The 14,648-nt window shown below is 35.4% G+C and carries 15 protein-coding genes; all 15 read left to right on the top strand.

What is annotated here, in order from left to right; genetic code table 11:
• Positions 1 to 10: 10 nt before the first annotated feature.
• The 15 genes from recJ (at position 11) to KKH39_03630 (ending at position 14,645) form a co-directional block, all read left to right on the top strand.
• On the top strand, positions 11 to 1,711 hold the full coding sequence (recJ, locus tag KKH39_03560; GenBank protein ID MBU1203086.1) for a single-stranded-DNA-specific exonuclease RecJ: 1,701 nt from the start codon (positions 11 to 13) through the stop codon (positions 1,709 to 1,711).
• Positions 1,712 to 1,741: 30 nt separating this feature from the next.
• Complete coding sequence (locus tag KKH39_03565) at positions 1,742 to 2,149, top strand: ribonuclease HI family protein (protein ID MBU1203087.1); 408 nt, start codon at positions 1,742 to 1,744, stop codon at positions 2,147 to 2,149.
• Positions 2,150 to 2,214: 65 nt separating this feature from the next.
• Complete coding sequence (locus KKH39_03570) at positions 2,215 to 3,216, top strand: hypothetical protein (protein ID MBU1203088.1); 1,002 nt, start codon at positions 2,215 to 2,217, stop codon at positions 3,214 to 3,216.
• 17 nt (positions 3,217 to 3,233) lie between these two features.
• On the top strand, positions 3,234 to 4,502 hold the full coding sequence (locus KKH39_03575; protein ID MBU1203089.1) for a hypothetical protein: 1,269 nt from the start codon (positions 3,234 to 3,236) through the stop codon (positions 4,500 to 4,502).
• A gap of 4 nt (positions 4,503 to 4,506) precedes the next feature.
• Positions 4,507 to 5,061: a ribosome recycling factor gene (gene frr, locus KKH39_03580; protein MBU1203090.1), complete on the top strand. Its 555-nt coding sequence runs from the start codon at positions 4,507 to 4,509 to the stop codon at positions 5,059 to 5,061.
• Between the two features lie 3 nt (positions 5,062 to 5,064).
• Positions 5,065 to 6,171 carry a site-2 protease family protein gene (locus tag KKH39_03585; protein ID MBU1203091.1) on the top strand — a complete coding sequence of 369 codons (1,107 nt, stop codon included), beginning with the start codon at positions 5,065 to 5,067 and terminating at the stop codon, positions 6,169 to 6,171.
• A 3-nt stretch (positions 6,172 to 6,174) separates the two neighbouring features.
• Complete coding sequence (locus KKH39_03590) at positions 6,175 to 6,468, top strand: hypothetical protein (protein MBU1203092.1); 294 nt, start codon at positions 6,175 to 6,177, stop codon at positions 6,466 to 6,468.
• 3 nt (positions 6,469 to 6,471) lie between these two features.
• Entirely contained in the window at positions 6,472 to 7,716 is a 1,245-nt protein-coding gene (locus KKH39_03595) for a hypothetical protein (GenBank protein ID MBU1203093.1), read from the top strand.
• Positions 7,716 to 8,768 carry a rod shape-determining protein gene (locus KKH39_03600; GenBank protein ID MBU1203094.1) on the top strand — a complete coding sequence of 351 codons (1,053 nt, stop codon included), beginning with the start codon at positions 7,716 to 7,718 and terminating at the stop codon, positions 8,766 to 8,768. The genes KKH39_03595 and KKH39_03600 overlap by 1 nt, the downstream gene beginning before the upstream one ends.
• A gap of 13 nt (positions 8,769 to 8,781) precedes the next feature.
• Positions 8,782 to 9,522, top strand: coding sequence for a rod shape-determining protein MreC (gene mreC / locus KKH39_03605; protein MBU1203095.1), 741 nt, complete (start codon positions 8,782 to 8,784; stop codon positions 9,520 to 9,522).
• On the top strand, positions 9,519 to 10,022 hold the full coding sequence (locus tag KKH39_03610) for a hypothetical protein (protein ID MBU1203096.1): 504 nt from the start codon (positions 9,519 to 9,521) through the stop codon (positions 10,020 to 10,022). The genes mreC and KKH39_03610 overlap by 4 nt, the downstream gene beginning before the upstream one ends.
• Positions 10,000 to 11,907, top strand: a complete 1,908-nt coding sequence (gene mrdA, locus KKH39_03615; GenBank protein ID MBU1203097.1) for a penicillin-binding protein 2 — start codon at positions 10,000 to 10,002, stop codon at positions 11,905 to 11,907. Before KKH39_03610 ends, mrdA begins: the two co-directional genes overlap by 23 nt.
• 60 nt (positions 11,908 to 11,967) lie before the next feature.
• A complete protein-coding gene (greA, locus tag KKH39_03620) occupies positions 11,968 to 12,426 on the top strand; it encodes a transcription elongation factor GreA (GenBank protein ID MBU1203098.1) in 459 nt (152 codons plus the stop codon).
• Positions 12,427 to 12,433: 7 nt separating this feature from the next.
• Positions 12,434 to 13,447, top strand: a complete 1,014-nt coding sequence (locus KKH39_03625) for a rod shape-determining protein (GenBank protein MBU1203099.1) — start codon at positions 12,434 to 12,436, stop codon at positions 13,445 to 13,447.
• 94 nt (positions 13,448 to 13,541) lie between these two features.
• The gene (locus KKH39_03630; protein MBU1203100.1) at positions 13,542 to 14,645 is read left to right on the top strand and encodes a glycosyltransferase family 4 protein; all 1,104 of its coding nucleotides are present in this window, start codon (positions 13,542 to 13,544) and stop codon (positions 14,643 to 14,645) included.
• The last annotated feature ends 3 nt before the right edge of the window (positions 14,646 to 14,648 follow it).

A 14,648-nucleotide genomic window follows, 5' to 3' on the forward strand; every position in this document is an offset into this window, starting at 1 on the left:
ATCTAAAATTATGTCATATACTTGGAAATTACCTGAAAAAAATAATATAGACTTTAGCAAAAATTTTCCTGAGCTGGATCAAACTGTTGCTCAGTTGCTTTTTAATCGTGGTCTGACTAGCCAGGCTCAGGTTGATGAGTTTTTACAGCCTGACTATAGTCAGGATATACATGATCCATATTTATTTAAAGATATGGAAAAAGCCTGTAACAGGGTTTATCAGGCAGTAGACAAAAATGAATTAATTACTATCTACGGAGATTATGATGCCGACGGAGTATGTTCGTCAGTTATTTTAAAAACAGCCTTAGAAATCATTGGCGCCAAAGTAGAGGTATATTTACCCCATCGAGAAAAAGAAGGTTATGGGCTCAATGCTAGAGCAATAGAAGAGCTCGCGGAAAATAATACTAAACTTATTATTACTTGTGATTGTGGCATTAGTAATGCTTTGGAGGTTGATATAGCCAACAAAAAAGCTATGGACGTTATAGTGACGGATCATCATGCCATACCGGAAAATTTGCCAAAAGCCAAAGCGATTATTCATCCTCAGGTAGAAGGTGAAAAATATCCCTTCAAATTTTTGGCTGGCGGGGGAGTGGCTTTTAAATTTTCTCAGGCACTTATTATCAATTTAAAAAACAAGCAGTCCGACAATGAAAAAGAACTACATGAAAAATGGTTGCTTGATTTAGTAGCTGTTTCCACTGTAGCCGATATGGTACCTCTGTTGGGAGAAAATAGGACTTTACTTAAATATGGTCTAAAAGTCTTGAAAAAAAATAGGCGCCTAGGTATGAAAAAGCTGATAGAAGTAGCTAATCTTGATGTTGAAAAATTAGATGCCAGAACTATTGCATTTTCTATTGCCCCACGTATCAATGCTGCTGGACGAATGGATCATGCCAATTTGGCCTATTATCTGATGATAGAAAAAGATCAAGACAATGCCACGCAGCTAGCTCGTGATCTTAATAGCTCAAATATTGAAAGACAAAAACTCACCGAACAGATTATAAAATCAGCTAGAACCAAAGAAATTAATGAAGATGATTATCTTTATACATTTTTTGATAAAGATTGGTCAGTTGGTCTGACTGGTTTAGTAGCCGGCCGCCTGGTCAGAGAGTTTGCCAAACCAGCGATAGTCATGACGGAAGTAGACGGCAAGATAATCGGTTCTGGTCGAAGCGTCAAAGGATTTAATATTTCCAAAGCCTTAAAAGAACTAGAATCATTCTTGGAAAGATATGGTGGTCACCCGCAGGCGGCCGGATTTGCTATGGATAAAAAAAATCTGGACGAATTTTGTAAAGGTTTGAAAAAAATAGCTGCCCGTGATCTGGCCGGCCAAGATCTAAAACCCGAATTAGAAATAGAACTAGTGATAGATTTTGAAGATATAAATTGGTCTATAGTGGATATGTTGGACAAATTTGATCCCTATGGACAGGCCAATCCTGAACCGGTTTTTATGTCAAAAGAGGTCAAAGTAACTGGTGTTAGAAAAGTTGGCAACGATAATCGTCATCTCAAATTGGAACTAGCCAAAGGAAATAAAACCAAGGGGGCAATTGCTTTTGGTCTTGGCGATAGGGAGATTGAAATTGGTGATATGGTTGATATAGTATATAATTTAAATATCAATCAATGGAATGGCAATCGAGAAATTCAATTAAATATTTTAGATATTCATCCCGTGAAATAAATTTAAATATATTATATTTGTGAAAAAAACATGACTTATAGATTATTTACAGACGGCGGAGCACGTGGCAATCCAGGGCCAGCTGCTATTGGCGGGATTTTGTATCAGGATAAACAAGAAATTTCTTCTTTTTCCGAATATATTGGTGAGACTACCAATAATCAAGCCGAATATAAAGCGCTTATCAAAGGGCTGGAAACAGCTTTGGCAAAGGATGTGTTTGAGTTGTCTTGTTTTTTGGATAGTGAATTGGTAGTCAAGCAGCTGAATAAAGAATATAAAGTAAAGGATAAAGAACTGGCTAAAATTTTTGTCCAAGCTTGGAATCTAACATTAAAATTCAAAAAAATTACTTTTTCTCATGTCAGGCGAGAATTAAACAAAGAAGCTGATAAATTGGTCAATCAAGCGTTGGACAATAAGATGAGAACTGCCTAAGTAGGCGGTTTTTATTTAGATATCAACAGTTGATTTTTAATAGCAAAAATGGTATTTTATATGTAATGCCATATGAATTCAAATGGCCTATTTATGGTCATAAAAATCAGCTAAAATTTCTTCAACAGGCAATTTTGCAAGACAAATTGCCTAATACTTATCTTTTTTATGGTCCAGCCGGCTTGGGCAAAAAAATGGTAGTAGATTATTTTGTCAAAAGTTATTATTGTTTGGATACCAAAGCCAAGCCTTGTGACAAGTGCGATCATTGTCGGATGATAAATAAAGGCACTTTTTTAAATGTATACAAACTGGGAGACAGAGAAGATTTGTCTATAGAAAATATACGTGAATTTTTGTACAAGCTGTCTCTTTCCAATTTTGAGGGTAATCACAAGATTGCTATTATCTATGGCACCGAAACAATCAATTTATTTGGAGCCAATGCTCTTTTAAAGACTTTGGAAGAACCACCAACCAATACTACTATCATTATGATAGCTGATTCAATAGTAGATTTGCCGGCCACAGTAATATCTCGTGCCCAATTGCTAAAGTTTCAATCTTTATCTAGGGTTGATATGCAAGAGTGGTTGGCAAGCTATGATTATAGTCGTGAAGAAAAAGATACTATTATCAATTTATCTTTTGGTAAACCGGGCGTAGCGCTGCGTCTAATGGGAGACAATTTAGCTAGTTTTAAGAAAAATTGTAATTTTATAATCAAACTATTATCAGCTGATACTTTTAGTTATATGCAAGCTATAGACAGATGGTTTGAAATTTTAAAAAAAGAATATCCGGGGTACAAGGTCTATGAACTGGGCAAATTAACTTCTCAATATTTAGATTTGTTGGAGATATTTTTGCGCGATATTTTATGGATCAAGATTGACAAGTCTATTGCCAATGAAATTTATCGTACAGATTTGGAAAAAATTGCCAAAAATTTTGATTTGAAAAAATTATTAAATAATCTCTTATCATTAAACAGTGTTAAGCAGAAAATAAAACATAATGTGTCTCCTCAGCTTTTGTGGGAAAATTTATTTTTAAGTATCAAATAATAAAATAATTTATTTTTATGAGCAGAGAAAAACAAATAAAAATTTCTAATCCCGTTAGAGGTTTAGCTATAGACGGGACTAAGCAGGTGAAAATAAAAAAATATTTTATTTTACTTCTGATTTTACCTGTATTTTTATCTGGTTGCATTTTGAGTGTAAATCAGAAAAAACCAGCCAGCACTGAAACTAGCGGCGGTCTTTTTAGAAGTAGTGATCAGGCCAAGACTTGGGAAAAGGTAACTACTTTATATACCACTGGTGGACAAAAAGCTACATTTGATGCAGCTAGTATTACCGTGATGGCTTTTGATCATTTGGATGACTCAGCTATTTATTTGGGTACGCAGCATGATGGTATATTTTATAGTTACAATTATGGAGATGGTTGGTTCAATACGCTTAGTGGTATTGGCACAATCAATGATATAGTGGTTGATCAGGCTCAAAACTGTACAATCTATGCAGCCGCACATAATAAAATATATAAAACTACAGATTGCTCTCGTACTTGGAATAGGATGTTTTTTGAAACCAGAAAAGGCCAATATATAACCGCGGTCAACATTAGTCCTCGGGATAATCAAATAATTTATGCTGGTAATTCCAGTGGAGACTTTTTAAGAAGTAATGATGGTGGTCTGACTTGGGATGTATTAGACAGATTTGGCGCTAGAATAACGGATATTTTCGTTTTAGAAAAAGAAGATAGTCCTATAGTTTATGCTGTAGTGCAAGATAAAGGAATCTATAAGAGTGAAGATGAAGCAGAAATTTGGACAAATCTTATGGATTTGCGTGTTGATAGAGCCGAGATTGATGAAGATGAGGCATTTATAACAATTATAGAAGATGAAGAAAAGAAAATGGGACGAAAACTTACCAATCAAGAAAAATATGATTTGGAGCAAGAAAAAAAATATTTAAGCCTATACAAAATAAAAGGAGCTACTAGTATTGTTACAGCTAGTATAGACCGAAGTATAGAAGATGGTATTATATTTACATCTCGTGGTACTATATATCGCTTGACTGATGGTCGTATCTGGAAGCAAATTAAATTGCTCACTCCACCAAGTAGTAAAGAAATTATTTATTCAGTTCTAGTCAATCCCAAAAATACTCAAGAGATTTTTTATGGTACTTCCAAAGCTTTGTATCATTCACTGGACAACGGTAGTACTTGGTCTATTGATAGTTTGCCGACTGATTTTACAGCTCGTGGTTTAGCTTATTCATTGGATAATAAATATTTATACTTAGGAGCATTTAAAATTGAGGAAAAATAATAATATGCATAATTTAATAGAGACAAATAAAGAACACTTTGATAAAACCATTGACTTTCTAAAAAAAGATATTGGTTCACTTCGTACTGGACGTATTTCACCAAGTTTGGTAGAAAAAATAATGGTTGAAAGTTACGGTGTAAAAACTGAACTTTTACAATTGGCGGCTATTAGTTCGCCGGAGCCACAATCCATTGCTATAAAGCCTTGGGATAAGGGAGTGGTTAGTAGTATTGAAAAAGCTATTAACCAGTCTGATTTGAATGTAAATCCGGTGGTGGATGGGGATTTGGTAAGATTAAATTTTCCTCCTTTGACAGAAGAAAGTAGAAAAAATTTGGTTAAAATATTACATAAAAAATTAGAAGAATCACGTATTGCCCTTCGCGGACAGCGTGAAAAAATAAGAGAGGACATAATATCCAAAGAAAGAAGTGGAGAAATCGCTGAAGATGGTAAATTTCAGGCTCTTAATGATCTTGATGAGCTGATCAAAGAGTATAATGAAAAAATCAAACAAATTGGCGATGAAAAAGAAAAAGAAATAATGACAATTTAAAATATGGAAACAATTATAACATTTATATTAATTTTAGGTTTGCTAATCCTAGTTCATGAACTAGGACACTTTATTAGTGCGCGTCGTTTGGGAGTAGATGTGGAGGAGTTTGCGATTGGTTTTCCACCCAAGATTTTTTCCAAAAAGAAAAATGGAGTGAAATATTCAATCAACTGGATACCACTGGGCGGTTATGTAAAAATTAAAGGGGAGTCTGGAGACAATACTGACGATCCAAATAGTTTTGCTGTCCAGCCGGCTTGGAAAAAACTTATTATTGTTTCAGCTGGTGTATTTATGAATTTTCTCTTGTCTTTTATTTTACTATCAATTATTTTTGTATCTGGATTTCCACAAGAACTAGACGGTAGTATCCCGGCTGACAAAATAACTGATAAAAGAGTAACGGTTTTGGAAATAGTCAAAAACAGCCCAGCTGATAAAGCGGGTATTGAGATAGGCGATAAAGTAGTTTCTATAAATGGCGAGGTATTTGATGATTATAATGCTGCTCATGATAAAATAGAGAGCCTAAGGGGTCAGACAGTTGATATTATCGTAGAAAAATCAAACAAACAGACCGAACAATACAAGATAGAACATGCTCAATTAGATGGCGAAGAGGCTTCAATGATTGGTATTGGTATTATTAATACTGGTGTTGTAAATTATGGATTTTTTGGCGGTATATGGCAGGGTTTGAAAGTCACGGGCATTATGATATTTCGTATTATCCAAGCTTTGTATTATCTAATTGCTGACTTAGTTACCAAAGGTGCTGTGCCTGAGGGATTTGGTGGGCCGGTAGCAGTAGCGATGGTGACTGGCGAAGTCATAAAATTAGGATTTTTACGTATTGTATATTTTGCTGCTGTCTTATCTATCAATCTAGGGGTTATAAATTTCTTCCCTTTCCCGGCTCTGGATGGAGGTCGCGCCTTATTTATTAGTTTGCAGGCCATCACCAGGCGAAAGCTAAATGAAAAAGTAGAGGCTTGGATACATAATAGCGGTTTTATCATTTTGGTGGCTTTATTAGTTATTATTACTGTTAGAGATTTTAAGAATTATGGACCAATGATATTTAATTCTATCAAAAATTTATTTTAAGATATGAAATTTTCCATAAAAACAGCAGATATAAAAGAAAATCCTTTGACTATGATGAGGCGCTTGGGATATCATCCACATCGTGGCTCTTCGATGAGCTTTGCCCGTCGCTTGACGCATGATGAATTTCCCAGACTACACGTGTATATGAATGATCAAGGAGACTCTCTAGAGATTTCTATACATTTGGATCAAAAAGCAGCTTGTCATAATGACCAGACAGCTCACAGCGGTGAATATGATGGTCAGATTTTGGAAGACGAGAAAAGACGTATAACAGAGCAATTAAAAAATTAGTGTATGAGACAATCAAAATTATTTGGTAAGACTAGACGTGATATTAGTCAGGATGAAAAAAGTATCAATGCGGAGTTGCTTATCCGTGGCGGTTTTATTGAAAAGCACATGGCTGGTGTTTATAATTATTTGCCACTTGGTTTAAGAGTATTTAGAAAAGTGGAAAATATTATCAGAGATGAAATGAATGCAGTGGATGGGCAGGAGATGCTCATGACTGCTCTTCAACCAAAAGATTTGTGGCAGAAAACAGGCCGTTGGGATGAGATGCAAGATATTATGTATCAGTTTCCTGATGGTCATGGCAATGAAGTTGGTTTAGCTACTACTCATGAGGAGGTAGTCACAGAATTAGCAAAGCAACAAATAAACTCTTATAAAGATTTACCAATTTATATTTATCAGATTCAGGATAAATTTCGCAATGAAAAGAGAGCTAAGTCAGGATTACTTCGTGGTCGTGAATTTTCTATGAAAGATTTGTATAGTTTTCACGCTGATGAAAAAGATTTGGATAAATATTATATGTTGGTGCATGATGCTTATCTTAAAATTTTTAAACGTCTAGGTTTGGAGGCATTTTCAGTAGAGGCATCTGGTGGCACTATGAGTAAACAATTTTCTCATGAGTTTATGGTAATTACCGAGGCCGGGGAAGATGTGACTGTACTTTGCAAAAAATGTTTTTGGGCACAAAACAAAGAAATAGCACAATCTAAAGCAGGCGACAAATGTCCAAAGTGTGGTCATAAACTAGAGGAAGCCAAGACTGTAGAGGCAGGTAATATTTTTAGACTTGGTACAAAGTATTCTAGCTCACTTGCTTTGCAATACACCGACAAAGAAGGTAAAAAGCATGATGTTTTAATGGGATCTTATGGTATAGGTTTAGGCAGAGTAATGGGCACTGTGGTAGAAGCTAGTCACGACAAAGACGGAATCATTTGGACTAAGACTACTACGCCTTACCATATACATTTGCTAAATTTTGCAAAAAATGGTAAGACAGATGAGAAAAGTGACAGTATTTATGAATCATTAAAGTCAGCTGGATTTGATGTCTTATATGATGATAGGGAAATTTCTTTTGGTAAAAAACTCAAAGATGCTGACTTGATTGGTATACCTTATCAATTAGTAATTTCTGACAAAAATCAGGATTTAGAACTTATTAGCCGTTTTGATCATAAAAAAGAAATGATGGATATCAAACAAGTCATAAATGCTCTAGATAAATTTTATAAATAATGTTTAAAAGACTATTTCGAAATTTTTCTAAAGACATTGGTATTGACCTGGGAACGGCCAATACTTTAGTTTATGTCAAAGATCAGGGAATTATTATCAATGAGCCATCTATAGTGGCAATAAATAATCGTACCGAAAAAATTGTAGCAGTTGGTGAAGATGCCAAAATCATGATGGGTAAGACTCCTCAGCATATTACTGTCAGTCGTCCTTTGGTAGACGGGATTATTTCTGATTTTGAAGTATCTGAAAAAATGCTCAAGCATTTTATAGAAAAAGTCCATCGTGAATCATTTACATTTATGCCTCGACCAAGAGTAGTGATTGGTCTCCCTCTTGATGTGACAGAAGTAGAAAGAAAGGCAGTAGAAGATTCAGTGATGGGGGCTGGTGCTTCAGAAGTGCTGCTTATAGAAGAGCCAATGGCAGCTGCCATTGGAGCTGGTTTACCAATTTTGGAGGCTTCAGGATCAATGATAGTTGACATTGGAGGTGGTACTACAGAGATTGCGGTTATTTCATTAGGAGGAGTAGTTTCTTGGAAATCTCTCAAACTGGCCGGTGATAAATTAAACGAAGCTATTATTCAGTATGCTCGTGATAAATTTAATTTGCTTTTAGGGGAGAGGACTGCGGAAAAGATTAAGATACAGGTAGCTTCGGTGTTGCCAATGGACAAGGTATTAAAAACTACCATGCGTGGTCGTGACCTTTTGACTGGTTTGCCAAAAGAGGTTCAAATTACTGATGCTAATATTCGTGAGGCTATTATACGGCCGGTGAAATTGATAGTAGAAAATATTAAGGCTACTATTGAAAACACTCCCCCGGAGCTTGTCGCCGATCTTTATGAAAAAGGCATGGTCTTATCAGGTGGTGGGGCCTTACTGAGGGGTTTGGATACTCTTATTTCACAAGAAACTAAAATGCCTGTTCATATTACTGATGAACCACTGACGGCAGTGGTCCGAGGTACCGGAAAAATATTGGATGATTTAGATAATTTACAAGATATAATTTTACCTTCTACTAAAGATTTGGGACTAAATTAAAAAACCACAATTTATGCTAAAACAAAATCTAAGAGTTTTTTTGCTTTTCATATTGGTTGTGATTTTTTTAATTTTATTTAAAAATGGTCAAATTTTTGATGTAGGGATTTTGTTTCGTAGTTGGTTTGGTCCCAAGGGATCGGTAAATCAGCTTTATGATCAGCCAAGTGATCTGGAAGAGGATTATAAAAATCTGTTGGTTGAAAATAATCAACTAAAAACTCTAGCCAAAGAAAATCAAGAACTTCGTGAATTATTAGCGCTAAAGGAAAAAGAAAATTATACCTTAGCTATTGCCGATATATTGGGTCGTGATCCGGTCAATAGAAACATTTTGATTATTGATATTGGAAAAAATAAAAATGTGGAGTTGGGTCAGGCGGTTGTAGTAAACAATGGTATTATTGTAGGGAAGGTAATAGATGTTGGGCAGGATTCTTCAAAGGTGCGTCTTTTGACTGATAGTTTTAGCAAATTAGCTGTCAAAGTAGGTGATCAACAAAATATTTCTGGTATTTTGACTGGCTCCTTGGGTTTGGTGATGGACTTGAGTTATATACCACAGGAGCAGGAGATAAAAAAAGGAGATCTGGTAGTAAGTGCCGATATAGATGCCAAGATTCCTAGCGGTCTGGTGATTGGTAAGGTGGAGGAAGTAGAATTTTCTCAGGAGGAGCTATTTAAAAATGCGTCTATTAGCCCGCTTATAAATTATGATAATTTAAGTATGTTAGCAATTATTACTAGTTTATGAAGTATTTAGTTATAATTTTTATTTATCTTCTGTCTGCTTTTTCTTTTATTGTTCTGAATCTTTATGATAATGGTTGGCAATTTTTGCAGCCATTTTTAGTCACTAGTCTTTTAGTGTATTACAATCAGAAGAACCCTTGGATTTATTATGCTTATGCTGGTCTGGCCGGCTTGTTTGTAGATTCCTTTACAGGTGTGTTTGGACTTCATGCAATATTTTTTATGCTCATTATTTTTATTTTAGCTAGTTTACAACTTACAATTTTAACTTCAAAAAATATTTTGACTATTATACTTTTATCTTTGTCTGCCTTTGTCATGTTTTGGCTGTTTTTTTTGACAGCAAATTTTATTTTCCCTTGGAACTTATATATTATAAATTTTGATATGATGTTGCAGGTGATCAAGATGATGGGTATAAATTTGTTTATACTTATCTTAGTTCATTTGCTTTATTATAATTTTTGGGCCAAACACCATGATAAAAAGCAATCCTTTTAAAATTCAAGAGGGGTCAGTCAAGGATTCAAAGGTCAGCGGCTTTATAAAACAAAAAAAAAGCGGTGATTATTTAGAGTTGGGTTGGTTGGGAAAGCATCAGAGGCTTGGTAAGTTTTTTGCCGATAGAAAAATCAGAAATCTTTTTATTTTATTTTTATTTATTCTTTTTATTTTATTTGGCCGAGCTTTTTATTTGCAAGTTGTCAGGGGGGAATATTTTAGGAATGTGGCTGAGGGAAATAGGATTAAATCCAATATAATCAAAGCCAATCGTGGTTTATTTTATGATCGTTTTGGAAATTTGATGGTCAAAAATGTTTCATATTTCTTTTTATATCTTATTCCTGATTTTTTGCCGACTGAGATTGAGATCAGAGATGAAATACTCAATCAAGTAGCCTCAACTTTGGGAATAGATAAAACAGAAATTGAAGCTCGTATTCAAGAGGAGTCTGATAGCTCAGATCAGGTTTTGATTTATGAAAATATTTCTTATCAGACAGCTATCAAGCTAATTATCATGTCAGAAAATTATCCAGCTATTAATATTTCTTTTGAACCTCGCCGTCAATATTTTGCTGATTTGGGTTCAGCTCATATCTTGGGTTATTTGGGAGCAGTCGGTGAAGAAGATGTTAAAGATGCTAAGTATAATTATCATGATAGAATAGGTAAAAGCGGTTTGGAGTTGATCTATGAAGATGTACTCAGGGGAAAAGATGGCAGTCAGGAGGTAGAGGTAGACGCTTTATTTAGAGAAAAAAATATGCTGTCTATAACTGATCCAATTGACGGGGATGATTTATATTTAACATTAGATAATAAGGCTCAGGCCAAACTAGCTGAAATAATGAAAAAATATGCGGCTAACTATGATAAACCAAAAATGGCGGCTATAGTTTTGGATCCTAAAGATGGCGGAATATTGGCTATGAATAGTTTGCCCGATTATGATAGTAATATTTTTACCAGTGTTTTAAATACTGGGCAATATCAAGAGATTATTCAAGATGAAAACAATCCCTTATTGAATAGGGTTATTTCTGGGACTTACCCATTGGGTTCTGTCTTTAAAACAGTGGTTGCTTCAGCTGCCCTTGAAGAAAAAGTAATAAATAAAAATTTTAAAGTAAATAGTACGGGAGGAGTGAGTGTTGGCGGTAGTTTTTTTCCTGACTGGCGAGCTGGCGGCCATGGCATGACAGATATTTATTGGGCAATAGCTGATTCAGTAAATACATTTTTTTATTCTATTGGCGGTGGCAACAATGAATGGCTCAGTCGTGGCTTGGGAGTAGACAAAATTATTGACTATGCCAAAAAATTTGGCTTTGGCAACAAGACTGGTGTTGATTTACCATCTGAAGCTGTGGGATTTTTGCCTTCCAAAGATTGGAAAGAAGATACCTTTGGTGAAAGGTGGTATCTGGGGGATACTTATAATCTATCTATTGGTCAAGGATTTTTGACAGTCACACCAATACAAACTGCTGTTATGATGTCATATTTTGCCAATCAAGGAGTAGCTTATCAACCACATTTTGTCAAAGAAATAAAACAAGGCGATAAAATTGTTCCCTATGAGCCCAAAGCTATTTTGACGAATCTTGTAGCATCTGATAATTTAAGTACTGTCAGAGAGGCTCTGAGGTTAACTGTCACCCAAGGCACAGCTCAAAGTCTTCAGTCTGTCCCAGTCAAAGTAGCCGGCAAAACGGGCACAGCGCAGTTTCGTAAAGATAAAATTCCGCATTCTTGGATGGCAGCCTTTGCACCTTATGATGACCCCAAAATTGTGACAGTTGTTTTGGTGGAAGAAGGCGGCGATGTTGGTTGGGCTGTTGCTATAACTCGAGAGTTTATGGAGTGGTATTTTTCCCAATAATTTGCTAAGATATAATTTATTAATAATAAATTAACAAAAATTAAAAAGTATAGAAAGATTATGGATAAAAAAGTTTTTAGCCAAGCTGGGCTGGACAAGCTCAAAAATGAGCTCGAACACCTCAAAACTGAAAAAAGACCTCAGGTATCTGAGAGGATAAAAACAGCCAAAGAGCTAGGCGATTTATCAGAAAATGCTGAATATCAAGATGCCAAAGAAGAGCAGTCTTTTGTTGAAGGCCGTATTTTAGAATTGGAGCATTTGATAAAAACAGCCGTTGTCGCAGAGACCAATGCAGATAGCGATAAAGTTTATATTGGCTCACAGGTAAAGATTGATAAAGATGGTCAGATTTTAGATTTTACTATAGTTGGTAGTACCGAGGCCGAGCCACTAAGTGGCCGTATTTCTCTAGAATCTCCATTTGGTAAAGCTTTATTAAACAAAAAAGTTGGTGATGAAGCAGAAGTTGATTTGCCAGGTGGCAAAGTAAAGTGTAAGATTTTAGAAATAAAATAAAACTATAATGTTTATAAAAAAGATAGGAATTGATTTGGGCACTACTTATACTTTGGTTTATATTCCAAAACGCGGTATTGTAATACACGAGCCATCTGTTGTGGCTGTTTCTATCTTGGACAATAAAGTAATGGCAGTGGGCGATGAAGCCAAAGAAATGATTGGCCGTACACCGGATTCTATTGTAGCTGCTAGGCCATTAAAAAATGGAGTAATTGCTGACTATCGTACTACAGAAAGCATGCTTAAATATTTTATAAACAAAGCTGTGGGTGGTATGAAAATATTCAGACCGGAAGTCATGATTGCCGTACCAGCCGGCATCACCTCTACAGAGAGAAGGGCAGTAATTGATGCTACTTTAAATGCCGGTGCCAAAGCTGCTTATATTATCAAAGAGCCGATTGCAGCCGCTATAGGAGCCGATATTCCAATTGGTAGTGCTTCTGGACACATGATTGTTGATATGGGGGGAGGCACCAGTGAAATTGCTGTTATTTCTTTGGGTGGTATTGTAGCTAGTACATCTGTCAGAATAGGTGGCAATAAATATGACAGTGCCATAGGTGAATTTATAAAAAAGAAATATAATTTGGCTATTGGTGAAAGAACTGCTGAAGAAGTAAAAATAAAAATTGGTAGCGCTCAATTTTTACCAAAAGAAGAAAAATTATTTATGGATATCAAAGGGCGGGATATGATTACTGGGTTGCCACGGACTATCAATGTCAGTTCAGATGATGTGACAGAAGCTTTACAAAATGAATTACAAAGTTTGATCTCGGCTGTAAAATCTGTCTTATATCAAACACCACCCGAGCTTTCAGCTGATATCATGGACAAGGGCATGGTTTTATCTGGTGGCACTTCACTGCTTAGAAACATGGATAAATTGCTATCCCAAGCCACTGGCGTACCGGCTTATGTAGCTGATGATTCTCTACTTTGTGTAGCTCGTGGCACAGGTATTGCCCTAGAAAATTTGGAAAGTTATAAACGAAGTATTTTATCGGCCAAATAATGAATCCCGTTAGAAATTCACGGGATATTGTGTATAAATAAAGATAGTGTAGTATATATTTCTTGTATGTTTTATGAAGTAAATTTCTAACGGGATGAAAACGATAGGATTAGAGGCAACCAGAGCGGACAAAAAATACAAAACTGGTACAGAGTGGTATGCTTGGCATTTATTAAATCAATTCAAAAAACTAGATAAAGAAAATAAATTTTTTGTCTATTATAATCAAAACCTTGCCGGTGATCTTATGGATGCACCGGAAAATTTTTATTTTAAACAACTTAAATGGCCATTTTCAAAATTTTGGACTCACTTACGTCTTGGTTTTGAGCTGATTATTCACCCGGTGGAAAAGTTTTTTGCCTCCAATGCAGTACCTATCATGGGTCGAGGTGAGATAATTGTGACAATTCATGATTTGGGGTTTTTGAAAAATCCTGATTTATATCATCCTTTGGAAAGATGGTATCAGAAATGGTCACACAATATCGCTGTCAAAAGATCCAAAAAGATAATAACTATATCCAATGCCACAAAGCAGGATATTATAAAGTATTATCCTCAAGCTAAAGATAAAATAAAAGTTATCTATCTTGGTTGGGATAGTTCAGAGTTTGGCCCTATCTCAAGAGAGGATAAGTTAGGATATGTTGACGAGCATGATCATCCGGAAAAGTACATACTTTATACTGGCCGGATTGAGACTAAAAAAAATGTCCAAAATCTTATACGAGCATATCGTATGGGCAATTTCAAATGGCCTCTTATGTTGGCTGGCCGGCCGGGTAATTTTGGCTATCAAGAAATCCAAAATATGATAAAAGACACCAAGATAAAAAATGACGTAATAATTCTTGGTTATGTTAGTCAAAAAAATTATACCAAGCTGATTGCTAGTGCTAGTATGTTTGTCTTTCCCTCCAAATTTGAAGGCTTTGGATTGCCGATTTTGGAGGCAATGGCTTCTGGAGTGCCGGTTGTGTGTTCAGATATGCCTGTTTTACACGAGGTGGCAGGTGAAGCAGCTGTTTATTTTGATCCTGATAATCCACAAGATATTAAAGATAAAATGACTCAGGTGTATCAGGAAGAAAGATTACGAGAAATATTAATAGCTAAAGGTTTGAAAAGAGCTGGGAATTTTTCTTGGCAAAAATGTGCCCAAGAAACACTAGACTATATTTTAGATAAGTCTTGACAA

Source organism: Patescibacteria group bacterium (assembly GCA_018819405.1).
GTDB lineage: Bacteria > Patescibacteriota > Patescibacteriia > UBA1558 > GWA2-36-10 > XYD1-37-29.

Excerpts from the sequence above, each read along its gene's own strand:
- recJ (MBU1203086.1), top strand. The coding sequence starts at position 11 with ATGTCATATACTTGGAAATTACCTGAAAAAAATAATATAGACTTTAGC.
- KKH39_03630 (MBU1203100.1), top strand. The coding sequence starts at position 13,542 with ATGAAAACGATAGGATTAGAGGCAACCAGAGCGGACAAAAAATACAAA.
- KKH39_03570 (MBU1203088.1), top strand. The coding sequence starts at position 2,215 with ATGCCATATGAATTCAAATGGCCTATTTATGGTCATAAAAATCAGCTA.
- frr (MBU1203090.1), top strand. The coding sequence starts at position 4,507 with ATGCATAATTTAATAGAGACAAATAAAGAACACTTTGATAAAACCATT.
- KKH39_03625 (MBU1203099.1), top strand. The coding sequence starts at position 12,434 with ATGTTTATAAAAAAGATAGGAATTGATTTGGGCACTACTTATACTTTG.
- KKH39_03590 (MBU1203092.1), top strand. The coding sequence starts at position 6,175 with ATGAAATTTTCCATAAAAACAGCAGATATAAAAGAAAATCCTTTGACT.
- mreC (MBU1203095.1), top strand. The coding sequence starts at position 8,782 with ATGCTAAAACAAAATCTAAGAGTTTTTTTGCTTTTCATATTGGTTGTG.
- KKH39_03600 (MBU1203094.1), top strand. The coding sequence starts at position 7,716 with ATGTTTAAAAGACTATTTCGAAATTTTTCTAAAGACATTGGTATTGAC.
- KKH39_03610 (MBU1203096.1), top strand. The coding sequence starts at position 9,519 with ATGAAGTATTTAGTTATAATTTTTATTTATCTTCTGTCTGCTTTTTCT.
- KKH39_03585 (MBU1203091.1), top strand. The coding sequence starts at position 5,065 with ATGGAAACAATTATAACATTTATATTAATTTTAGGTTTGCTAATCCTA.
- KKH39_03595 (MBU1203093.1), top strand. The coding sequence starts at position 6,472 with ATGAGACAATCAAAATTATTTGGTAAGACTAGACGTGATATTAGTCAG.
- mrdA (MBU1203097.1), top strand. The coding sequence starts at position 10,000 with ATGATAAAAAGCAATCCTTTTAAAATTCAAGAGGGGTCAGTCAAGGAT.
- KKH39_03565 (MBU1203087.1), top strand. The coding sequence starts at position 1,742 with ATGACTTATAGATTATTTACAGACGGCGGAGCACGTGGCAATCCAGGG.
- KKH39_03575 (MBU1203089.1), top strand. The coding sequence starts at position 3,234 with ATGAGCAGAGAAAAACAAATAAAAATTTCTAATCCCGTTAGAGGTTTA.
- greA (MBU1203098.1), top strand. The coding sequence starts at position 11,968 with ATGGATAAAAAAGTTTTTAGCCAAGCTGGGCTGGACAAGCTCAAAAAT.